Below are 21,291 nucleotides of genomic sequence, written 5' to 3'. Positions count from 1 at the left end.
TGTTACGTATAGGACGTCTACCCAATGGGTCGGAAGACCCTGGTGGAGCGCGGATCCCTCCGGTCCGGTGAACGCCGCACCCCTGGACCGACCCGGTGCCGGTGGTGGGGGCACCGGACGCGGGGACGCCCCGGGAGCCCGGTCGCGGCTGCCAGCCCGCGGGGGCACGGCCGTAGAGCGGGCCGACCTCGGCCCAGAACGGGTCCCCCTCCCCCGGCCCGTCGGTCCCGGCGACCTCGGCGTCGAGCCCGTCGAGGTGTCAGTGCCAGCCGCCGGCGAGCTCCCCCGCGGCGAGCTCGCCCCGCGCGAGCAGGCCGACCCCGGTGCCTACGGGCAGGGCGAGGACCTCGCCTCCACCGCGGACGACCCCTCGGTCACCGGCGAGGAGGAGCTGACCACCGGACGGGACGCCGCCGACGACGCCGGGGGTGGCGACCTGACCGGCGGCGGCGTGGACGGACCCGGCGTGGTCGGCGGCGCCTTCTCCGAGGCCCCGGTCGACTGACACGCGCCGGTCGGTTTCAGGACGTGGCAGCCGGGCAACTGTGAGGACCCCCACAGCCGATCAACGAGGAGGTCAGTCATGGCCACCGGTGAGACCGGGTTCGAGGACGTCTTCTACGACCTGATCTCGGTGCAGTACCACTCCCTCAAGGCCGGGCACGACTACGGCCAGTACGTCCGTGACGCCGAGAACGCCGGGCTCGACGACATCGCCAGCTTCTTCCGCGAGGTCATGGAGCAGGACTCCGCACGTGCCAAGCGCTGCCACGAGTTCCTCGGCAAGCTGCAGGGCACCGAGCACGGCGGCCCCGCCACCCAGTAGCAGAAGGCCGTACACGACGGCCGCCTCCCTCTCGGGGAGGCGGCCGTCCGCACGTGTGGGACCGGGTCATCCCGGCCGGTGCGCCTCCGCCCGGGCGCGCCCGTCGCCGGTGGTGGGGTCGAGGAAGACGTAGCGGACGCCGGGGTGACGGGCGACCAGTCGCCGCTCGGCCTCGTCGGAGGTGCGCTCGATGTCGCCGGCGGTCACGTCGTCGGCGAAGTCGACCTTGGCCGCCACGGCCAGCTGCCCCGGCCCGATCACCGACGTGAGCAGGAACGGCACGTCCTCGACGTGCTCCAGCGCGGCGATCTCCTGCCGCAGCTCCTCCTCGATGCGCGGCGAGGCCGCCTGGCCGATGAGCAGGGAGACGTTGGCCCGGGCGAGGACGCCGGCCACCACGAGCAGCAGCACGCCGATGGCGATCGCCGCGACACCGTCCCACAGCGGGTCGCCGGTGACGTGCTCGAGGAACAGGCCCAGGGCGGCCAGCACGAGGCCGACCAGGGCGGCGCTGTCCTCGAAGGTCACCGCCTTGACCGTGGTGTCGGTGGTGGCCGACAGGTAGCGCCCCGGGCTGACCCGCCACCTGCGGGCCGCGCCGCGCACCTGGCGGACCGCCCTGAGCCAGGAGGCGCCCTCGAGGACGAAGGAGACGGCCAGCACGACGTAGGAGACGAACGGGTTGCCCTGCTCCTCGCCCTCGATGATGGTCGTGACGCCCTGCCAGACGGAGAACCCGGCGCCCAGCGCGAAGGTGGCCAGCGACGCCAGAAAGGCCCAGAAGTAGGTCTCCCGGCCGTAGCCGAACGGGTGCCGGTCGTCGGCCGGCCGGTTGCCCCGCTTGAGCGCGACGAACAGCAGCACCTCGGTGATCGTGTCCGCGACCGAGTGCGCGGCCTCCGACAGCATCGCCGAGGAGTGGCTGATCAGGCCGCCGACCAGCTTGGCGATCGCGATCCCGAGGTTGGCCAGCCCCGCGACGACGACGGTGACGGTCGACTCCTCGCCACCGCCGTGCTCGGGGCTGCCGATCTCACCCTGCGCGGACAGCGGGGTGGACGGCTGGCGGGCGGTCCCCGGCTGTGTCATGCGCCGACCCGTGCCCCGCGGCCACGGCGTCCAACCGCGGGGAGCGTCCCGGGCGGCTACCGCACGCCGACCAGGTCGACGACGAAGACCAGGGTGGCGCCGGGCTCGATGACCCCGCCGGCACCGCGGTCGCCGTAGGCCTTGTGCGCCGGGATGGTCAGTCGGCGGCGGCCGCCGACCCGCATGCCGACGATCCCCTCGTCCCAGCCCTGGATGACCATGCCGACGCCGAGCCGGAACTCCAGCGGGTCGCCGCGGTCCCAGGAGGCGTCGAACTGCTCGCCGCCCTCGTGGGTGACGCCGACGTAGTGGGCGCTCACCAGGTCGCCGGCCTCGGCCTCGGGGCCGTCGCCGACGACGAGGTCCTCGATGACCAGATCGTCGGGGGCCGGGCCGGTGGGCGGGTCGACGTCGGGGCGGCTCAGCGGCTGGGCCATCGGTTCTCCTCGGGGTCGCGGGTGCCGGGGGGGGCGCCCTCATCCAAACAGCGGTTCCCCGGGGTCGCCGCCCCGGCTACGGTCCGGCGCGTGATCGACCACCTGGCGCTGCAGGTCACGGACGTCGCCGCCTCGGAGGCCTTCTACACCAGGGTCTTCGCACCCCTCGACGTCCGGACGGTGATGCGCTACGAGACCCCGGGGGGCCTCGTCGTGGGCCTGGCCGGCCCCGAACGCTTCCCGCGGCTGTGGCTCGGCGCGCTGGTGGACGACGGGGTGCGGCCGGTGCACCTGGCCCTGCAGGCGCACTCCCGCGCGGCCGTCGACGAGGTGTACGCGCTGGCCCGGGAGGCCGGCGCGGAGATCCTGCACGAGCCGCGGGTCTGGCCGGAGTACCACGCGGGCTACTACGGCACCTTCTTCCGCGACCCCGACGGGAACAACGTCGAGGCGGTGCACCACACCTGGCACTCCTCCTGAGGAAGGACCCCCTTGCCCCACCGGAGGTCGTGCCGCGGACGGCGCCGCCTGACCGGGTGCGGGGCCGCCGCGCCCGTGCTGGGCTGGGGACGTGCCCGACCAGCCGGCATGGTGGACCCGCGCGGTCGTCTACCAGGTCTACCCGCGCTCGTTCCAGGACTCCGACGGCGACGGCGTCGGCGACCTCGGCGGGGTCCTGCAGCGGCTGGACCACCTGGCCGACCTGGGCGTCGACGTCGTCTGGCTCTCGCCGGTCTACCCCTCGCCGCAGGCGGACAACGGCTACGACATCAGCGACTACGAGGGCGTCGACCCGACGTTCGGCTCGCTGACGCAGCTGGACGAGCTGATCGCCGCGCTGCACGACCGCGGGATGAGGCTGGTCATGGACCTGGTGGTCAACCACACCAGCGACGAGCACCCGTGGTTCGTCGAGGCGCGGTCGTCGCGCGACTCGTCCACGCGGGACTGGTACTGGTGGCGGCCGCCGCGGGAGCACATGGCTGCGGGGCAGCCGGGCGCCGAGCCGACCAACTGGCACTCGTTCTTCTCCGGCCCGACCTGGACGCTGGACGAGGCCAGCGGCGAGTACTACCTGCACCTGTTCTCCCGCAAGCAGCCGGACCTGAACTGGGAGAACCCGCAGGTCCGGCAGGCGGTGTACGCGATGATGCGGTGGTGGCTCGACCGCGGGGTCGACGGCTTCCGCATGGACGTCATCAACATGATCAGCAAGGAGGTCGCCCCGGACGGGCACCTGCACGACGGCCCACCGTTGCCGGGACTGCCCTACGGCGACGGGTCGGCGTCCTTCCTGTGCGGGCCGCGGATCCACGAGTTCCTGCAGGAGATGCACCGCGAGGTGTTCGCCGGACGACCGGACCGGCTGCTCACGGTCGGGGAGATGCCCGGGGTGACGATCGAGCAGGCGCGGCTGTTCACCGACCCGGCGCGGGCCGAGGTGGACATGGTGTTCCAGTTCGAGCACGTGGGGCTGGACTTCGACGAGTCCAAGTGGCACCCGCGGCCGCTGCGCATGCGCGACCTCAAGGCCTCCTTCGGCCGCTGGCAGGCCGGCCTGGCCGACGTCGGCTGGAACTCCCTCTACTGGGACAACCACGACCAGCCGCGGGCGGTGTCGCGCTTCGGCGACGACTCCCCCCGGTTCCGGCGGGACTCGGCGACCTGCCTGGCCACGCTGCTGCACCTGCACCGGGGGACGCCCTACGTCTACCAGGGCGAGGAGCTGGGGATGGCCAACTTCCCGTTCACCTCGCTCGAGCAGTTCCGGGACGTCGAGTCGCTCAACCACCACGTGCAGGCGGTGGCGCACGGAGCCGACCCCGGCGAGGTGCTCGCCGCGCTGCGGCGGATGAGCCGGGACAACGCCAGGACGCCGGTGCAGTGGGACACCTCGACGAACGCCGGGTTCACCACCGGCACGCCGTGGATCGCGGTCAACCCCGACCACCTCGAGTGGAACGCCGAGGCCCAGCGGGCCGACCCCACCTCGGTGTTCGCCCACCACCGGCGCCTGATCGCGCTGCGGCACGAGGATCCGGTCGTGGCGCTGGGCGACTTCACCATGCTGCTGCCCGAGCACGAGGACGTGTACGCGTTCACCCGCAGCCTGGACGGCGAGACGCTGCTCGTCGTCTGCAACGTGAGCGGGCACGAGCAGGCCCTCGCCGAGCTGCTGCCGCAGGCGGGAGCCGCCGAGCTGGTGCTGGGCAACCTGCCCGAGGACGACCCGGCGCTGCTGCGCCCGTGGGAGGCGCGGGTCCTGCGGGTGCGCTGACCGCCGGGCCGGCCCGCGCCTGCCGCGGCCGGGACGCGCGCCGGGTGCCCACCGGCTACTGTCCGGGTCCGGCAGGGGCGCCGGTCGACTCCGAGGAGAGCACAATGCGAGCAGCGAAGCGACGGGTTCGCGTCTCGGTGGCGGCGGTCGGAGCGACGGCTCTGCTCGCCGCCTGTGGTTCCGACGACTCCGGAGGAGGGGGTGGCGGCGACGACGCCGGCGGCCCGCTGGTCGTCTGGACCCTGGAGAACCTCCCCGACCGCGTCGCCGCCCAGGAGCAGATCGCGGCCGCCTTCACCCAGAGCAGCGGGATCGACGTCGACCTCGTCGCCATCGACGAGAACCAGTTCAACCAGCTGCTCACGTCCTCGGCGGCCGCCGGCGAGCTGCCCGACGTCGTCGGCGCCCTGCCGCTGGCCGGCGTCCAGGCGCTGGCGGCCAACGAGCTCCTCGACCCGGACGCGGCCGCAGCCGTGGTGGACGACCTGGGCGCCGACACGTTCTCCGAGCGGGCGCTGGAGCTGACCAGCGACGACGACACGCAGCTCGCCGTCCCCAGCGACGGGTGGGCGCAGCTGCTCCTGTACCGCAAGGACCTCTTCGACGCCGCGGGGCTCCCGGCTCCGGCGACCTACGACGACATCCTGGCGGCGGCGCAGAAGCTGGACACCCCGCAGCTGGCCGGCTTCACCGGGGCGACCGTGCCGAACGACGCCTTCACCCAGCAGACCTTCGAGCACCTCGCCCTGGGCAACGGGTGCCAGATGGTGGACGACGGCGGCGACGTCACCCTCGACAGCGACCAGTGCGTGGCCGCGTTCGACTTCTACGACCGGCTGATCAGCGACTACTCGGTGTCGGGGGCGCAGGACGTGGACACCACCCGCGCCGCCTACTTCGCCGGCCAGTCGGCCATGGTGGTGTGGTCGTCGTTCATCCTCGACGAGATGGCCGGCCTGCGGGCCGACGCGAAGCCGACCTGCCCGGAGTGCGCGGCCGACCCGGCCTTCCTCGCGAAGAACAGCGGCGTGGTGACCGCCATCTCCGGCCCGGACGGGGACGAGCCGGCGCAGTTCGGCGAGATCGTCTCCTGGGCCGTGACCGCCGACGCCCAGACCGACGCGGCGACCCGGTTCGTCCAGTACATGATGAGCGACGGGTACGAGCAGTGGATCGGCTTCTCGCCCGAGGGCAAGGTGCCGACCCGCACGGGCACCGCCGACGAGCCGACGCGCTTCATCGACGCCTGGGCCACCCTGCCCGCGGGCGTGGACACCAAGGCGCCGCTGGCCGACTTCTACTCCGCCGACGTCCTCGACGCCCTGCGCACCAGCCCGGACACCATCTCCCCGTGGGGCATCCCGCAGGGGCAGGGCGCCCTGGTCGGGGCCTCCCTCGGTGAGCTGCCCGTGCCGCAGGCCATCGCCTCGATGACGGCGGGCGAGCTCGACCCGAGCGCGGCGGCGAAGCAGGCAGCCGACGCGCTGCGCGAGATCGCCTCGTCCCTGGACTGACCGGGGCCCCGGTGCTGTCCACACGTCGTCGGGACCGCGGCCGCGAGCCGGGAGCTCGCGGCCGCGGGACCCTGCAGTGGCGCGAGGCGCGAGCCGGGCTCGCGATGATCTCACCGACCGTGGTGATCGTCGTGGTCCTGGTGGTGCTGCCCATCCTGTGGACGGTGGTGCTCGCCTTCCAGGACCTGCGGCTGATCCGGCTGCGCACCGCCGGGCTGCTGGGGGACTACACCCTCGACAACTTCGTCCAGGTCTTCAGCTCCTCCGGGTTCTGGAGCGCGCTGGTCACCACGCTGGTCTACTCCGTCTGCGGCACGGCGGCGGCCATCGGGCTGGGCCTGGTCGCGGCCCTGGCGCTGCGCGGTGGCTTCCGCGGTCGCACGTTCGTCCGGGCGTCCCTGCTGCTGCCGTACGTGGCGCCGATCGTGGCGGCCACGTTCGTGTGGGGCGTCATGCTCAACCCCCAGTTCGGCATCGTGAACGAGGTCGGCACGCGGCTGCTCGGCTGGGACGAGCCGATCGCCTTCCTGTCCCAGCGCCCGACCGCGCTGATCACCGTCATCGTCTTCGAGATGTGGCGCTCGTTCCCCTTCGCCTTCCTCTTCCTCACCGCCCGCCTGCAGGCCGCACCGGCCACGCTGGAGGAGGCCGCCAAGGTCGACGGCGCGACCCCGACCCAGGTGTTCCGGCACATCCTGCTGCCGCAGCTGATGCCCACGATCGCGGTGCTGGCGCTGCTGCGCTTCATCTGGACCTTCAACAACTTCGACGACATCTTCCTGCTCACCGGCGGAGGGGCCGGCACCCAGGTGATCAGCGTGCGGGTGTTCGACTACCTGGTCAGCCGCGGGGACATCGGCGCGGCGTCGGCGCAGGCGCTGGTCCTCTCCACGGTGCTGCTGGTGCTGGTCACGGTGTACTACCGGTTCGCGGCGAAGGACGAGGTGGCCTGATGGCGGACGTCGTGACGGCGGCGGCGGACGCACCGGCCGCCCCCACCGCGCAGCGGAGAGGCCCGACGGCGGGGCGGCGCTGGTCTCGCTACCGGGTCGAGGTGCGGGTGCTCGGCGTCCTGCGCTGGGTCGTGATCGTGGGGCTGATGCTGTTCACGCTCTTCCCCTTCTACTACATGGTGCTGCTCTCGGTCCGCGACCTCTCCGCGCTGCTGCAGGACCCGGCACGGCTGTGGCCGGCGCTCTCGGAGTTCACGGTCAGCACCTACCGCGAGGTGCTGACCTCCACCGGGTCCGGCGGGCAGGGGTTCCTGCGCTTCATCGCCAACAGCGGCCTGATCGCGCTGGGCACGGTCGCGGTGACGCTGGCCTTCGCCATCTCGGGGGCGTACGCCATCGCGCGGCTGCGGTTCCCCGGACGGCGCAACATCAGCGTGCTGTTCCTCGCGGTCTACCTGTTCCCCAGCATCCTGCTCGCCGTCCCGCTGTTCGTGTTCTTCACCCGCATCGGGCTGCGCGGCTCCCTGGCCGCGCTCGTGCTGGTGTACGTGTCGCAGACGGTCGCGGTGGCGATCTACATGCTCCGCAACTACTTCCAGACCGTGCCGGCCAGCATCGAGGAGGCCGCGGCGGTCGACGGCGCCGGGCGGTTCACGATCCTGCGTCGGATCACCCTGCCGCTGGCGATGCCGGCGATCCTGTCCAACGCGCTGTTCGTCTTCATGATCGCGTGGAACGAGTTCCTGTTCGCGCTGCTGTTCCTGGTCGAGGACCGGTCGCGGTGGACGGTCTCGCTGGGGTTGTCGCAGCTCGCCGGCAGCATCGAGATCCCCACCACCGTGCTGATGGCGGGCTCGGTGATCCTCACCCTGCCGATCGTCGTCCTGTTCTTCGCCACCGAGCGGCTGCTCACCGGCGGCCTGACCGCCGGGGCGGAGAAGGGCTGAGGGACCGGGCTCAGGAGGCGGAGAGCGCGTTCACCGGCTCGGCCGGGGCCCGCTCGAGCGGGTGGGCGCGCTCGTCGGTCGGCAGCCCCGCGGCGAGGACGGCGACCACCGCGAGCACCGGCGGAACGAGACCGGCGACCAGGAAGGTCGCGGTCACCCCGAGCAGCTCGCTGACCGTGCCGGCCAGCGCCATCGACACCGGCATGGAGCTCAGCGAGACGAAGAAGTCCAGGCTGGCCACCCGGCCGAGCAGCGCGGGCGGCACCCGGCGCTGCAGCAGCGTGCCCCAGATGACGTTGGCGGCCTGGAAGGTGGCACCCATGGCCGCAGCCAGCACGACCGTCAGCCACAGCGCGGGAGCCGCGCCGAACAACGCCAGTGACATGCAGCCGCCGCCCCACAGGACGTTCATCAGCGTCAGCCAACGGACGGATCGCGATCAGGCCAGCGGGGACCTCGGCAGGAGGCGGTCGCTGATGATCCGCTTCTGGATCTCGCTGGTGCCCTCGAAGATCGTGGTCAGCCGCGCGTCGCGCCAGTGCCGCTCGACCTGCCGTTCGGTGGTGTAGCCGTTGCCGCCGTGCAGCTGCATGGCCTGGTTGGTCGCCCGCACCGCCATCTCGGTGGCCTCGAGCTTCACCATCGCCGCCTCGCGCTCGCAGGGCACGCCGAGGTCGAGCAGATGGGCGACCTGGCGGTAGAAGGCGCGGGACTGCTCGATCTGCGCGGCCATCTCGGCGACGGCGAAGCGCAGTGCCTGGAAGTCGCCGATCGGGTGGCCGAACTGCTTGCGCTCCTGCAGGTAGCGGACGGAGTCCTCCAGGGCGGCGCGGGCCAGCCCGACGGCGCGGGCGGCGGTGTGCACGCGGGCGGTGTTGAGGAAGCGCTGGGCCTCGGCGAACCCGGCGCGCGCGCCCTCCTCGCCCGCTCCGTCGGTCGCGTCGGCCTCGTCGAGCACGTTCTCCGCGGGAATGCGGACGCCATCGAAGGTGAGGTCCCAGGTGAGGAAGCCGTGGTAGCCGACCTTGTCGATCGGGTAGCCGGTCAGGCCCGCGGGGAACTCGCCCCGCTCCTTCTGCAGCAGCAGGTTGACCAGGCCGGCCGAGCGGGGCTCCCCCGGCTCGGGGTCGCGCTCGCGGACGAGCACCTGGATGAAGTCGGCGGCCTTCGCGTTGCCGCACCAGCGCTTGCGGCCGGTGACCACCCACTCGTCGCCGTCCAGGACGGCGCGGGTGGAGACGCCGGCCAGGTCGGAGCCGGCGTCGGGCTCGGAGAGCGCGATGGCGCCGATCCACTCGCCGCGGGCGCTGCGCCGGAGCAGCTCGGCGCGGCGGCCGGCGTCGGCGAGCGCCGTCCCGAGGCCCTGGGACCGGGCCAGGATGCTGGCCGTCGACATCCACGCGCGGGCCAGCTCCTCGCTGACCATGCAGTACTCGAAGACCCCGAGGCCCAGCCCGCCGTACTCGGCCGGGACGGTGATGCCGAAGTACCCGAGCCCGGCGATCCGGGCCAGCAGGGACGCCGGGATCTCGCCCTTCTGCGGATCGAGCTCGTTGGCCACCGGCAACACCTCCTCCATGGCGAACCGGCGGGCCTGCAGCTGCAGCGCCTCCCGCTCGGGGGTGTGCCAGGGCGGCAACAGGGCCGGCGGCTGCGGCTGCACCGTCTCGGTCGGGGTCGTCATCAGCGACCCAGGAACTCCTCGATCGCGGCGACGAGCGCCGCCGGGGTCTCGAACATCGCGTAGTGGCCCGCGTTGGCCAGGACGACGAGGTCGGCGTCGGGGTGGGTCTGCAGCCAGGTCGCGCGCATCGTCTCGGCGCCGAGCGCCGGGTCGTGCTCTCCGACGATGCACCGCACCGGCACCCGCCCGGCCACGTCGGCACAGGCCTCGGAGATGTCGGTCTTCGCCCAGGCGGTGAGGTAGTCGGCGAAGGCGTCGGCGTCGGAGGCGTCGAGGGAGTGCTGGACCAGCGCTTCGACGAACGAGGGCGTCAGCCGGTTGCCGGTGGTCAGGTCGATGATCGCGTACCGGTTGCCCCGGTCACCGGGCGCGCCGGAGAACAGCCCCCACCCCTGGTCGTCGAACGGGGTGGGCCCGGCCGCGACACCGCTGACCGCGACCAGCCGCCGCACCCGGCCCGGGGCGTCGACCAGCACCTGCTGGGCGTACTTGGCGCCCATCGAGTGGCCCACCAGGGAGAACCGGTCCCAGCCGAGGCGGTCGGCGAGGGCGAGGGTGTCGGCCGCGACCTCGGCCACCGTGTGCTCGCCGGGCTCGTCCCGGCGGGTGCCGTAGCCGCGCTGGTCGGGAAAGACCCAGGTGTAGGCCTCCCGGTCGACGTAGTCGGGCAGCTGGCCCCAGCCCTGCGCCGAGCCGAACCACCCGTGCAGGGCGAGCACCCGGTGCGGCCCCGACCCGACGGTGCGGACGTCGTCCATCTCGCGCTCCTCCGCGCTCGAAGAGGCGGCCAAGGTGGCCACGATGGCCGTCAGCGGTACCGGTAGGTGATCGGCAGCCGCTTGATGCCGTTCTGGAAGTTCGACCGCAGCCGGACGACGTCCCCCGCGAGCTCGACGTCGTGCAGCCGGTCGAGCAGCTCGCCGAAGAGCGCGGTCATCTGCAGCCGGGCCAGGCCCGTGCCGAGGCAGAAGTGCGGGCCGACGCCGAAGCTCAGGTGGTCGTTGGGAGTGCGGGCGACGTCGAAGACGTCGGGCCGGTCGAAGACCGCCTCGTCACGGTTGGCCGAGGCGTAGTAGACGACGACCTTGTCACCGGCGGCGATGCGCTGGCCGGCGAGCTCGGTGTCGCGGGTCGCCGTCCGGCGGAACTGGGTGACGGGGGTGACCCAGCGGAGCATCTCGTCGACGGCGTTCGGCAGCAGGCTCCGGTCGGCGCGCAGGCGGGCCAGCTGGTCGGGGTGCTCGAGGAGGGCGAGCATGCCGCCGGGGATGGCGTTGCGCAGCGTCTCGTTGCCGGCGACCGACAGCAGGAAGAAGAAGTTCTCGAACTCCTCGTCGGTGAGCGGCTGCCCCTCGACGCCGGCCAGCAGCATGCTGATCAGGTCGTCGCCCGGGTGCGCGCGCTTGTGCGCGGCGAGCTGGTGGGCGTAGTCGAACATGTCCTGCAGGCTGGCGCGCGACCGCGGGTCGACCGGGCGGCCGCCGTCCCCGGTCGTGGCGTAGTCCTCGTCGTGGACGCCGATCACCCGGTTGGCCCACCCGAGGAGCAGGTGCCGGTCCTCCCGGGGGACGCCCATGATCTCGGCGAGGGTGAGCAGCGGCAGGTCGCGGCCGACGTCCTGGGCGAAGTCGCACGCCGCCGTCCCGGCCAGGGCGCCGACGATCTCGCGGGCGCGGTCGTGCACCCAGCCGCTCATCCGGGCGACGGCGCGCGGGGTGAAGGCGCGGTTGACGGTGCGGCGCAGCACGGAGTGCTCGGGCGGGTCGAGGTTGAGCAGCATCCGCCGCTGGAAGACCAGGTCGTCGGGCGCGGGGTCGTGGATCTGGGTGGCGCCGAGCTGGGAGCTGAACACGTCGGGGTGCGTGTTCACCGTGCGGACGTCGGCGTGCCGGAACACGCCCCAGTAGCCCGGGCCCTGCGGCCAGCCGAGGACGGCGACCTCGTCGATCCAGGCGACGGGCGCCTCGGCGCGGAGGGCGGCGAAGGCCTCGGTCGGCTGACCCCGGGCGGCCCACAGCTGCGGGTCGAAGAGCTCGACGTCGACGACCTGACCAGCCTGCCGGCGGTCGACGGCTGAGGTCACGGCGGTGATCGTGTGCATCCGGTTCGAGTCTGTCAACGCTGGTACACGTGGGACCTCCTGCTGGGACCTCCTGCGCTCAGCGGGGGCCGCGCTCCCGGGCCAGGGCGACGTAGTGCTCGACCGCGGCGGGGTCGTCGACGGCGCCGACGTTGAGCGCCCTGGCCGGGTCGACGCCCTGGAACAGCCGCTTGAGCGGCACCTCCAGGCGCTTGCCGGTGCGGGTGTGCGGGACGGCGGGCACCGCGAGGACCTCGTCGGGCACGTGGCGGGGGCTGGCCTGGCGGCGGATCGCCTCCCTGATCCGCGCCTGCAGCTCGTCGGTGAGCTCCTCCCCCGGCGCGAGCTGGACGAACAGCGGCATCCAGTAGCCGCCGTCGCGCTGCTCGACGCCGAGGACGACGCAGTCGAGCACCTCGGGGACCGACTCGACGGCGGCGTAGATGTCCGCCGTCCCCATGCGCACGCCGCCGCGGTTGAGCGTGGAGTCCGACCGGCCGGTGATGATGCAGGTGCCGCGCTCGGTGACCTCCATCCAGTCGCCGTGCCGCCACACGCCGGGCCAGGGCTCGAAGTAGGTCTCGCGGTAGCGGGCGCCGTCGGGGTCGTTCCAGAAGTACAGGGGCATGGTCGGCATGGGTTCGGTGACCACCAGCTCGCCCAGCTCGCCGACGACCGGCCGGCCCTGCTCGTCCCAGGCGGCCGCGGCGACGGCGAGCATGGGCCGCTGCAGCTCGCCGGCGGTCACCGGCAGCAGCAGCGAACTGCCGATGAAGCCGGTGGCGACGTCGGTGCCGCCGGACAGCGAGCCGAGGAAGACGTCGGCCTCCACCGCGTCGTACACCCACTCGAAAGCGGACGCCGGCAGCGGTGACCCGGTCGAGCCGATGGACCGCAGCGCCGAGAGGTCGTGGGTCTCGCCCGGCCTCGCGGCGGCCTTCTCACAGGTCGTCAGGTAGCCGGCGCTGGTGCCGAGGTAGGTCAGCCGGGTCTGCGCGGCGATGGCGAACTGGGCGTCGACCGACGGGTACGTCGGCGCGCCGTCGTGCACGACCACGGTGGCGCCGCACAGCAGCGCCGAGGTGGCGATGTTCCACATGATCCAGGCGGTGGAGGCGTACCAGTAGAAGCGGTCGCCGGGGCGGACGTCGCCGTGCAGGGCCAGCTGCTTGTGCTGCTCGACGGTGATCCCGCCGTGGCCGTGCACGATGCCCTTGGGCAGACCGGTGGTGCCCGAGGAGTAGACGATCCACAGCGGGGAGTCGAACGGGAGCTGCTCGAACTGCGGCTCCTGCTCGTCGGCGACCGCCTCGCCCCAGGGCAGCGCGCCGTCGGGGACCTCGTCGGGGTGCAGCCGGGGGACGGCGATCGTCGTCCGCACGCTGGTCAGCGCGGCGCGCAGCTCGGCGACGACGTCGCGCCGGTCGTACTCCCTGCCGCCCCAGCGGTACCCGTCGACGGCGACCAGCACTGTCGGCTCGATCTGGGCGAAGCGGTCGAGGACCGCGCGGGTGCCGAAGTCGGGGGCGCAGGAGGACCACACGGCTCCGACGGCCGCCGTGCCGAGGAAGGCGACGACCGCCTCCGGGACGTTGGGGAGGTAACCGGCCACCCGGTCGCCGCGCCGGACGCCGAGCCGGCGCAGCGTGGCGGCGAAGGCGCCGACCTGCGCGCGCAGCGTCGCCCAGCTGACCTCGGTGGGCTCGGCGTCCTCGGCGACGGCGACGAGCGCGGGCGAGTCGGCCGGGACGGTGCCGTCGGCGGCGTGCCGCAGCGCCTGCTCGGCGTAGTTGAGCGTGGCGTCGGGGAACCACTCGGCGCCGGGCATCTCGCGCCGGGTCAGGACGCGGTCGTCGGGGACGCCGGGCAGCACGCCGGACCAGGCGGCGACGTCGGCCCAGAACTGGTCGAGGTGCTCGACCGACCACCGCCAGATCGCGTCGTAGTCCGGCGGGTCGCCGAAGTCGAGACCGCGCCGCCCGGCGACCCAGCCGGCGAACTCGGCGAGTCGGGTGGCGCGCATCGACTCGGGGGTCGGGCGCCAGAGGACCGCAGGCTCCGCAGACGTGTCAGCGCTCACATCCTCACCTTGCCACCCCGTCGCCCCCCGTACGTCCGGCTGTGGACGAACGCGGCCGGACGTCCGCGGGACAGCCCGGCATCGGCGAGGTGACCGCGCGGATGGCAAGCGGCCCGGGCGACGAGGAGCGCCTCCCCGGCGGGAGCGGGAGGATGCCCCCGATGAGCAGAGCCACGAACAGGTGCCACGGCGTCCGGCGCGCCGACCGGGGGCGGCCGTGAGCGAGCCGCGCGGCGACGTCGAGCGCAACGTCCTCGGCGGACCGCTGGAGCCGTGCAGCACCGACCCGCTGACCGGCTTCTACCGCACCGGCTCGTGCAGCAGCGGGCCGGACGACCTGGGCAGCCACACCGTCTGCACCGTGGTCTCGGCGGACTTCCTCGCCCTGCAGCGGGACCTGGGCAACGACCTGGCCACCCCGCGGCCGGAGTACGGCTTCCCCGGTCTGCGGCCCGGAGACCGGTGGTGCGTCGTCGCCGTGCGGTGGTTGCAGGCCTACCAGGCGGGTGCGGCCGCGGGCGTCGTCCTCGCGGCCACCAACGCCCGCGCGCTGGAGGTCGTCCCGCTCGAGGCACTGCGCCAGCACGCGGTCGACGTCCCCGACGACCTGAGCGGCCTGGACTGATGAAGGACCCCGTCCTCCCTGGAAGGACCCCCCTGCCCCCCACCACTCGCAGGCTCGCGGGCCCCGTCCCGGGTCCCGCCCTGAGCCTGCGAAGGGTGGGGAGGACGGGGTCCTTCGGCTGCAGGGGGGCCGGTCGAAGCCCGCGGCGGGTCCCTGCAAGGAGGCCACATGAGCGACGCCGACCTGTCCTTCTGGTTCGACCCGGTCTGCCCGTTCGCCTGGCTGACCAGCAAGTGGGTGCGGATGGTCGCCGAGCAGCGCGAGTACCGCGTCGAGTGGCGGCTCATCTCCCTGCGGCTGCTCAACAGGGACGTCGACTACGCCGCCCGGTTCCCACCCGAGTACGAGGCCGGGCACACCGCGGGGCTCGAGCTGCTGCGGGTCGCCGCCCGCGCCCGCGCCGAGCACGGCCCGGCCGCCCTCGACCCGCTCTACGCGGCGCTCGGCCGGCACGTCTTCGAGGACCCGGCCGGCCAGCCACCGCCGGAGCGCGCCACCAGCCGGCCGTTCGTCGAGCAGGTCCTCACCGAGGCCGGCCTGCCCACCGCACTGGCCAGCGCCGTCGACGACGACGCGGAGGACGCCGCGATCCAGGCCGAGACCGACGCGGCCCTGGCGCTGACCGGCAAGGACGTCGGGACGCCGGTCCTGCACTTCCACCCACCCGACGGTGCGGCGTTCTTCGGCCCGGTGATCAGCCGGCTGCCCGGTCCGGAGGACGCCGTGGCGCTGTGGGACCACGTCGTCGCGCTCGCCGGCTTCCCGGGGTTCGCCGAGCTCAAGCGCAGCCTGCGCGAGCGCCCGCAGCTGCCGGCCTTCGGCGTCTCCCCGGGCGAGGTGGGCACCGAGGAGGACTGGCACGGGGGCAGCCGCCGCCAGAACCGGTGACCCGAGGGCGCGACCTGCCCCACGGCGACCGATGACCAGCCGGGCGGAGTGGGCCCGTGCGGCTCACCCGCACGGGCCCCACTCCGCTCACTCGGCCGGGAAGCTCACTTGACCAGGCAGCCGGCGTCCACCGGCAGCGCGACGCCGGTGATGTAGCGGGCGTCGTCGCTGGCCAGGAACACCAGGGCCCGGCTGATGTCGATCGGCTCGACCCAGGGGATCGGCAGCGCGTTCATCTGCTGCGACGCCTCGGCGAACTGCTCCATCGTCGGCTCGGCGACGTCGGGCATGAACACCCGCATGGTGACCGAGTTCATGATCATCGGGGTGTCGACCTGGGTGGGGTGGATGCTGTTGACCCGGATCCGGTCGGGCGCGTACTCGACGGCGAGGGTCCGCATCAGGCCGACGACGCCGTGCTTGGCCGAGACGTAGTGGGCGATGTTGGCGTAGGCCTGCAGCCCGGCCGCCGAGCTGGTCAGCACCATGGCGCCGCCGTTCCCGCCGGCCAGCAGGTGCGGCAGCGCCGCCTTGCAGGTGTGCCAGACCCCGGTCAGGTTGACGTCCAGCATCTGCTGCCAGATGTCGCCGGGGATCTCGTGCGCGCGGTGCGGGCTCGAGCCGATGCCGGCATTGGCCGCGACGACGTCCAGCCGGCCCAGCTCGGCCACCCCGGCGTCCACGGCCCCGCGCAGCGCGTCGAAGTCGGCCACGTCGGCCTTGTACGCGACGATCCGCCGGTCGAGCGCCTCGACCTCGCCCACCGTCTCCTGCAGCTTCTCCCAGGTGCCCGTCTCGTACGGCATGTTGGGGACCTGCTCGCAGACGTCCACGGCGATGACGTCGGCGCCCTCGCGGGCCAGCTCCACCGCGTGACTGCGTCCCTGCCCCTGCGCCGCACCGGTCACCAGCGCGACCTTGCCCTCGACCCGGCCCATGACGCCCTCCTCACCCGGTGGTGGTGCGCGTTCCACCGTAGGACGGCGTCCGGTCAGGAGGACAGCGGTGCGGGCGTCTCCGGCACGGACGCCGGTGCCGCCGGAGCGCGGGCGGTCTGCGCCAGCCCGATCCCCACCAGGACGACGGCGCCGCCGAGCACCTGCCAGCCCGACAGCACCTGCTCCACCCACAGCCAGGCGACGACCGAGGCGAACACCGGCTCGACCGTCGCCACGAGCCCGGCCGTCGTCGGGGGCAGGTGCCGCAGCGCCGCCACCGACAGGCAGAACGGCACGATCGCGCCGAGGACGACGATCCAGCCGACCAGCACCCACAGCGGCAGGCGCAGCGAGCCGATCGACACCGGCACCGACGTGCCGAGGAGGGCGGCGTCGAAGTCCGACCACGGCGCCGCGATCGACCAGAACAGCCCGGCCGCCACGAAGCTCCAGCAGGTCAGCGCCAGCGGGTCGCGGGTCGTCGTCCCCCGCTCGCCCAGCAGGAAGTAGGCGGCCAGGCACAGCGCCGCGCCGAGGGCGGCGGCCACCCCGAGCGGGTCCAGCGACCCGCCGCCCCGCCAGATCTCGGCCACGAGGACCAGGCCGGACAGCGACAGCAGCAGCGCCGCCCACAGCCGGCCGCGCACCCGCTCCCCGCGCACCAGCCACACGTGGAGCGCGATGAACACCGGCGCGGTCATCTCGAAGACCAGCGCGATGCCGACTGGCAACCGGCCGATGGCGACGTAGTAGAGGAACTGGGTGAGCGCGACGCCGACCACGCCGAAGGCGGCGAGGAGCGGCACCTCGCGCCAGGACAGCCGCAGCGACCGCGGCGACGTGACCGCCAGGACGGCGAGCAGCCCGACGGCGGCGCCGACGCAGCGCAGCGCGGTCAGCCGGGTGGGCGGGAGGCCGGCCTGCAGCGCCAGCGTGGAGACGGTGCCGTTGACCGCGAAAAGCCCCGCGGCGGCGACGGTGGCGGCGTGTCCGAGGACGGGTCGGGGCACCCCGACAACGTAGTCCCCGAAACGTCCCGTGCCCCCTACCGGGTCGAGGTCCCGTCACGGGGAGGGCGGCGCCTGCCGATGAGGTCGTCGGCAGGCGCCCACCACCCCGCGGCGCACGGGGTGCACCCTCGTACCCGGGGGACCGCCCGGCCCGGACGACCCGACGGAGGAGGACCGCCCCGTGACCCAGCCACGCCCGCCCTGGTCGGCCCGCCGCCGGCGGCTCCTGGCGGTGCTGGCGGTGGGCGCCGTCCTCGGCGCGCTCGGCGCGGTGGGCCTGCCCGCCCAGTACGGCGTCACGGCGGCCTTCCTCGCCGCGCTGTGCGGCTTCCTGCTCGTCGTGGCGCTCGTGGTGTTCGTCGCCGTCCCCGGCCCGGACACCCTGGGCACGCTGCTGCGCACGCCCCCGCTGGCCGGCGCGGTGTCCGTGGTCGCCGTGCTGCTCGTGCTGGCCAACCCCGCCGGGTCGCTGCGCTGGCTGTGGGTGGTCGCCGCGCTCGCCGCCGCGCTGTGGACCGCGTTCGCCGTCTGGGAGACCCGCCGCTCCGGCGGCTGACGCCGGCGGCAGACTGCCACGACATGAGCCCGGCTCCGGACCTGCCCGCCGCCCTGTACACCCCGACCGACGGCGGCTTCCTCGCCACCGACCTGACCATCGGGCCGTGGGACCCGGGTCTGCAGCACGCCGGCCCGCCCGCGGCGCTGCTGGCGCGGGAGGCGGAGCGGGCCGGCCGGATCCCCGGCGGCCAGACCGTCCGGCTGACCTACGACATCCTCGGCCCCGTGCCGGTGGGCCCGCTCCAGGTGCACGCCCGCGTGCTGCGGCCCGGGCAGCGGGTCGAGCTGGTGGAGGCCACCCTGAGCGCCGAGAGCGACCGGCCGCTGATGCGGCTGACCGCCTGGCGGATGCGCACCCGCGCGGCCGAGGGCACGCCGGAACCGGGGCTGCCGCTGCCCGGCCCGGAGGACAGCCGCCCGGAGTCCGCGGACTTCTTCACCACCGACGTCGCCTACCACCGGGCGCTGGAGTGGCGGTTCGCGCACGGCACCTTCAACGGTCCCGGCCCGGCCGCGGCCTGGACGCGGCCGCTGTGCACCCTGGTGGACGGCGAGCCGATCACCCCGCTGCAGCACCTGCTGGTGATGACCGACGCGGCCAGCGGGATCTCCGCCGTCCTGGACTGGACCCGCGCGACGTTCGCCAACGTCGACCTGACCGTCGCGCTGACCCGTCCCCCGACCGGGGAGTGGCTCGGCGTGGACGCCGCCACCACGATCGGCCCGACCGGCGCCGGCCAGTGCTTCGCCGACCTGTACGACGCCACCGGCCGGGTCGGCCGCTCGGCGCAGGCGCTGTTCGTCGAGCCGCGCTGAGCGCCGGGCGCGGTTGCCCTCCCGCCGTCCCGACGGCCAGGCTGGAGCCCGATGACACCCTTCGACACCCTGCTCACCTGGCTCGCCGGCCGCGGGCTGGAGATCGTCCTCATCGTCCTGGGCTCGGTGCTGCTGGCCCGGTTCGTCGCCTGGGTCGGAGCGAAGATCACCACCCGCATCGACGCCCGGGCGACCGGGGGCGACGCGCTGGTCCGCTCGGAGGCGGCCAAGCACCGGCACTCGCTGACCCAGGTGCTCACCTGGACGCTGGTCGTGCTGATCTACACGATCGCGGCCTTCTTCGTCCTCGACCGGGCCGGCATCCCCATCGGCGGGCTCGTGGCGCCGGCCACCGTGCTCGGCGTCGGCCTCGGCTTCGGCGCGCAGCGGATCGTCGGCGACGTGCTGGCCGGCTTCTTCATCATCACCGAGCGCCAGTACGGCTTCGGCGACGTCGTCTCCATCCAGGTGTCCGGCGGCGGGGACGAGGCCCAGGGGACGATCGAGGACGTCACGCTGCGGATCACCCGGCTGCGCTCGTCCAACGGCGAGGTGGTCACCGTGCCCAACGGGCAGATCGTCAAGGTCACCAACCTCTCCCGCGACTGGGCCCGCGCCGTCGTCGACGTCCCCGTGCCGACCACCGTGGACGTCAACCGGGTCAACGAGATCCTCCGGGAGGTCGGCGCCGAGGCCTTCCGCGACCAGCGGCTGCGCCCGCTGCTGCTCGACCCGCCCAGCGTCATGGGGGTGGAGACGATCGACCTGGAGCAGGTCAACGTGCGCATGGTCGCCCGCACGCTGCCCGGCAAGCAGTTCGAGGTCGGCCGCGACCTGCGTGCCCGCGTCGTCCTGGCCTTCCGCCGGGAGGGCCTCAACGTGCCGACGCCGAGCGCACCCGCCGCCGAACTGTCCGCGACCGCGCGGGACGGCGCCCGGTGACCGGCCCGCTCGACGGCGACCACCCGACCCGCGAGCTCCCCTCCCAGCCGCCGGGCGGTGCCGCACCGCCGACCGGCCTGCGCCGCCTGTGGTCGAGGGTCCCGCACCACCTGGGTCGCGTCCGCACCTCGACGGTCGTGCTCGCCGTGCTCTTCCTCGCGATCGGCACGCTGTACCTCTACGTCCGCCCGGACGTGCCCTCCACCGGCACCGCCGTCGCCCCGACGGGCAGGACCACCGCCCCCGCGACCACCGCTCCGGCGACCACCGCTCCCCGGGAGCCGACGGAGACCTCCGAGCCGACCGCCCCCACGACGCCGCGGACCACCTCCCCCGACGGCACGACCACGAGCGCCCCGGAGGGGACCCCGACCGAGCAGGCGCCGACCGAGACGCCGGAACGGACGACCCGGCAGACCCCCGAGGAGACGACGACCGAGGCCCCGACGCCCTCCGCCCCGCCGGACACCGGCACCCCGACGCCGTGACCCCGCCGTGACCCGCGTCACCACCGCGTGCGCCCGCGGCCCCTCGGCGTGTCCCGGCGGCGTCGAGACGGCAGGATCGACTCCTCGCACTTCGGACCGCCCCCGCACTTCGGACCGCCCCCGCACCGCTGACCGACCCCGCACCTCTGCACGATGAGGCGCCTGTGGAGGGAGAACCCGTGGCCAACCGACCCCTGACCCGGCGTGGACGGGCCGCCCTCGCTGCCGCCGCCGGCCTCACCCTCGCCCTCACCGGCTGCGGAGGCGGCTCCGGCGACACGTCGAGCAGCGGCGGGGGCAGCGCCGGGGGGACGGGCGGCGCGGCCGCCACCGGCTCGCCGCTGCCCAGCGTCGCGGCCGACCAGGCGCTCACCGCCCGGGTCCCCACAGCGGTCGCCGAGGACGGGGTGATCACGGTCGGCACCGACAGCACCTACGCGCCGAACGAGTTCCTCGCCGAGGACGGGCAGACGATCGTCGGTTTCGACGTCGACCTGTTCACGCTGGTCGCGCAGAAGCTGGGCCTCGAGGCCCAGTTCGAGACCGCGCCGTTCGACTCGATCATCGCCGGCGTCGGCTCGGGCCGGTACGAGGTGGGTGTCTCCTCGTTCACCATCAACCCCGACCGGCTGCAACAGGCCAACATGGTCAGCTACTTCAACGCCGGCACCCAGTGGGCCACCCGGGCCGGCAACCCCGACGGCGTCGACCCGGACAACGCCTGCGGCCTGTCGATCGCCGTGCAGCGGGGCACCGTGCAGGTCGACGACATCACCGCCCGCTCCGACGCCTGCACCGCCGCGGGGAACGAGGCGATCACCATCGACCAGTTCGACGCGCAGAGCGACGCCACGGCCGCGGTCGCCTCCGGCCGCGACGCCGCCGTCCTGGCCGACTCCCCGGTGGTCGCCTACGCCGTCCAGCAGACGAACGGCCAGCTGGAGCTGCTCGGTGACATCTACGACTCGGCGCCCTACGGCTACGTCGTCCCGCAGGACCAGGCCGACTTCGCCGGCGCCGTCCGGGACGCCGTCCAGGCGCTGATCGACGACGGCAGCTACGCCGAGGTCCTCCAGCGGTGGGGCCTGGAGGAGGGCGCCATCGACGACCCGACGGTGAACCCCACCGTCGGCTGACC

Annotated in this window: 23 protein-coding genes; 14 read left to right on the top strand and 9 right to left on the bottom strand. The window is 73.8% G+C overall.

The window, feature by feature from the left end; genetic code table 11:
• The first annotated feature begins 256 nt into the window (after positions 1 to 256).
• Positions 257 to 505 (top strand): hypothetical protein, encoded by a 249-nt coding sequence (locus DQ238_RS06270; RefSeq protein ID WP_233495757.1) that lies wholly within the window; start codon positions 257 to 259, stop codon positions 503 to 505.
• Between the two features lie 78 nt (positions 506 to 583).
• Positions 584 to 826, top strand: coding sequence for an acyl carrier protein (locus tag DQ238_RS06265; RefSeq protein ID WP_113780452.1), 243 nt, complete (start codon positions 584 to 586; stop codon positions 824 to 826).
• A 66-nt stretch (positions 827 to 892) separates the two neighbouring features.
• Here DQ238_RS06265 and DQ238_RS06260 read toward each other — a convergent pair whose 3' ends face one another.
• Both DQ238_RS06260 and DQ238_RS06255 read right to left on the bottom strand, forming a co-directional pair.
• Entirely contained in the window at positions 893 to 1,915 is a 1,023-nt protein-coding gene (locus tag DQ238_RS06260) for a cation diffusion facilitator family transporter (RefSeq protein WP_113780451.1), read from the bottom strand.
• A 56-nt stretch (positions 1,916 to 1,971) separates the two neighbouring features.
• Entirely contained in the window at positions 1,972 to 2,352 is a 381-nt protein-coding gene (locus tag DQ238_RS06255) for an FKBP-type peptidyl-prolyl cis-trans isomerase (RefSeq protein ID WP_113780450.1), read from the bottom strand.
• A gap of 90 nt (positions 2,353 to 2,442) precedes the next feature.
• Between DQ238_RS06255 and DQ238_RS06250 the strand changes: the two genes are divergently transcribed.
• From DQ238_RS06250 to DQ238_RS06230, 5 genes are all read left to right on the top strand, one after another.
• On the top strand, positions 2,443 to 2,832 hold the full coding sequence (locus DQ238_RS06250; protein ID WP_113780449.1) for a VOC family protein: 390 nt from the start codon (positions 2,443 to 2,445) through the stop codon (positions 2,830 to 2,832).
• 91 nt (positions 2,833 to 2,923) lie between these two features.
• Complete coding sequence (locus DQ238_RS06245; protein WP_113780448.1) at positions 2,924 to 4,630, top strand: alpha-glucosidase; 1,707 nt, start codon at positions 2,924 to 2,926, stop codon at positions 4,628 to 4,630.
• Between the two features lie 104 nt (positions 4,631 to 4,734).
• Positions 4,735 to 6,144 carry an ABC transporter substrate-binding protein gene (locus DQ238_RS06240; RefSeq protein ID WP_113780447.1) on the top strand — a complete coding sequence of 470 codons (1,410 nt, stop codon included), beginning with the start codon at positions 4,735 to 4,737 and terminating at the stop codon, positions 6,142 to 6,144.
• Positions 6,145 to 6,248: 104 nt separating this feature from the next.
• Positions 6,249 to 7,097, top strand: a complete 849-nt coding sequence (locus tag DQ238_RS06235; RefSeq protein ID WP_113780446.1) for a carbohydrate ABC transporter permease — start codon at positions 6,249 to 6,251, stop codon at positions 7,095 to 7,097.
• Positions 7,097 to 8,044 (top strand): carbohydrate ABC transporter permease, encoded by a 948-nt coding sequence (locus tag DQ238_RS06230; RefSeq protein ID WP_113780445.1) that lies wholly within the window; start codon positions 7,097 to 7,099, stop codon positions 8,042 to 8,044. Before DQ238_RS06235 ends, DQ238_RS06230 begins: the two co-directional genes overlap by 1 nt.
• A 10-nt stretch (positions 8,045 to 8,054) precedes the next feature.
• Here the strand turns inward: DQ238_RS06230 and DQ238_RS06225 are convergent, their stop codons facing one another.
• From DQ238_RS06225 to DQ238_RS06205, 5 genes are all read right to left on the bottom strand, one after another.
• Positions 8,055 to 8,456 (bottom strand): hypothetical protein, encoded by a 402-nt coding sequence (locus tag DQ238_RS06225; RefSeq protein WP_199506167.1) that lies wholly within the window; start codon positions 8,454 to 8,456, stop codon positions 8,055 to 8,057.
• Positions 8,457 to 8,483: 27 nt separating this feature from the next.
• Positions 8,484 to 9,728 (bottom strand): acyl-CoA dehydrogenase family protein, encoded by a 1,245-nt coding sequence (locus DQ238_RS23595; RefSeq protein ID WP_113780444.1) that lies wholly within the window; start codon positions 9,726 to 9,728, stop codon positions 8,484 to 8,486.
• Positions 9,728 to 10,486 carry an alpha/beta fold hydrolase gene (locus DQ238_RS06215; protein ID WP_113780443.1) on the bottom strand — a complete coding sequence of 253 codons (759 nt, stop codon included), beginning with the start codon at positions 10,484 to 10,486 and terminating at the stop codon, positions 9,728 to 9,730. The genes DQ238_RS23595 and DQ238_RS06215 overlap by 1 nt, the downstream gene beginning before the upstream one ends.
• 50 nt (positions 10,487 to 10,536) lie before the next feature.
• Positions 10,537 to 11,811 carry a cytochrome P450 gene (locus DQ238_RS06210; protein ID WP_233495756.1) on the bottom strand — a complete coding sequence of 425 codons (1,275 nt, stop codon included), beginning with the start codon at positions 11,809 to 11,811 and terminating at the stop codon, positions 10,537 to 10,539.
• A gap of 76 nt (positions 11,812 to 11,887) precedes the next feature.
• A complete protein-coding gene (locus tag DQ238_RS06205; RefSeq protein WP_113780441.1) occupies positions 11,888 to 13,888 on the bottom strand; it encodes an acetoacetate--CoA ligase in 2,001 nt (666 codons plus the stop codon).
• 217 nt (positions 13,889 to 14,105) lie between these two features.
• On the opposite strand from DQ238_RS06205, the gene DQ238_RS06200 reads away from it, so the two are divergent.
• Together DQ238_RS06200 and DQ238_RS06195 are read left to right on the top strand one after the other, a co-directional pair.
• A complete protein-coding gene (locus DQ238_RS06200) occupies positions 14,106 to 14,513 on the top strand; it encodes a DUF2237 family protein (RefSeq protein WP_113780440.1) in 408 nt (135 codons plus the stop codon).
• Positions 14,514 to 14,681: 168 nt separating this feature from the next.
• Positions 14,682 to 15,401: a hypothetical protein gene (locus tag DQ238_RS06195; RefSeq protein ID WP_113780439.1), complete on the top strand. Its 720-nt coding sequence runs from the start codon at positions 14,682 to 14,684 to the stop codon at positions 15,399 to 15,401.
• A 104-nt stretch (positions 15,402 to 15,505) separates the two neighbouring features.
• On the opposite strand, the gene DQ238_RS06190 is transcribed toward DQ238_RS06195, so the two are convergent.
• Both DQ238_RS06190 and DQ238_RS06185 read right to left on the bottom strand, forming a co-directional pair.
• Entirely contained in the window at positions 15,506 to 16,339 is an 834-nt protein-coding gene (locus DQ238_RS06190) for a mycofactocin-coupled SDR family oxidoreductase (RefSeq protein WP_113780438.1), read from the bottom strand.
• Positions 16,340 to 16,392: 53 nt separating this feature from the next.
• Positions 16,393 to 17,349 carry a DMT family transporter gene (locus DQ238_RS06185; protein WP_113780437.1) on the bottom strand — a complete coding sequence of 319 codons (957 nt, stop codon included), beginning with the start codon at positions 17,347 to 17,349 and terminating at the stop codon, positions 16,393 to 16,395.
• 181 nt (positions 17,350 to 17,530) lie between these two features.
• Between DQ238_RS06185 and DQ238_RS06180 the strand changes: the two genes are divergently transcribed.
• The 5 genes from DQ238_RS06180 (at position 17,531) to DQ238_RS06160 (ending at position 21,289) form a co-directional block, all read left to right on the top strand.
• A complete protein-coding gene (locus DQ238_RS06180) occupies positions 17,531 to 17,905 on the top strand; it encodes a hypothetical protein (protein ID WP_113780436.1) in 375 nt (124 codons plus the stop codon).
• A 23-nt stretch (positions 17,906 to 17,928) separates the two neighbouring features.
• A complete protein-coding gene (locus DQ238_RS06175) occupies positions 17,929 to 18,723 on the top strand; it encodes a thioesterase family protein (protein WP_113780435.1) in 795 nt (264 codons plus the stop codon).
• A gap of 51 nt (positions 18,724 to 18,774) precedes the next feature.
• Complete coding sequence (locus DQ238_RS06170) at positions 18,775 to 19,665, top strand: mechanosensitive ion channel family protein (RefSeq protein ID WP_113780434.1); 891 nt, start codon at positions 18,775 to 18,777, stop codon at positions 19,663 to 19,665.
• A complete protein-coding gene (locus DQ238_RS06165) occupies positions 19,662 to 20,153 on the top strand; it encodes a hypothetical protein (RefSeq protein WP_113780433.1) in 492 nt (163 codons plus the stop codon). Before DQ238_RS06170 ends, DQ238_RS06165 begins: the two co-directional genes overlap by 4 nt.
• 179 nt (positions 20,154 to 20,332) lie before the next feature.
• Positions 20,333 to 21,289 (top strand): ABC transporter substrate-binding protein, encoded by a 957-nt coding sequence (locus tag DQ238_RS06160; protein ID WP_113780432.1) that lies wholly within the window; start codon positions 20,333 to 20,335, stop codon positions 21,287 to 21,289.
• Positions 21,290 to 21,291 lie beyond the last annotated feature (2 nt).

Origin of the sequence: Geodermatophilus sp. TF02-6 (assembly GCF_003319115.1) — a bacterium.
Classification (GTDB): Bacteria; Actinomycetota; Actinomycetes; order Mycobacteriales; family Geodermatophilaceae; genus Geodermatophilus.
This window is presented reverse-complemented; position numbering and strand designations above follow the sequence as displayed.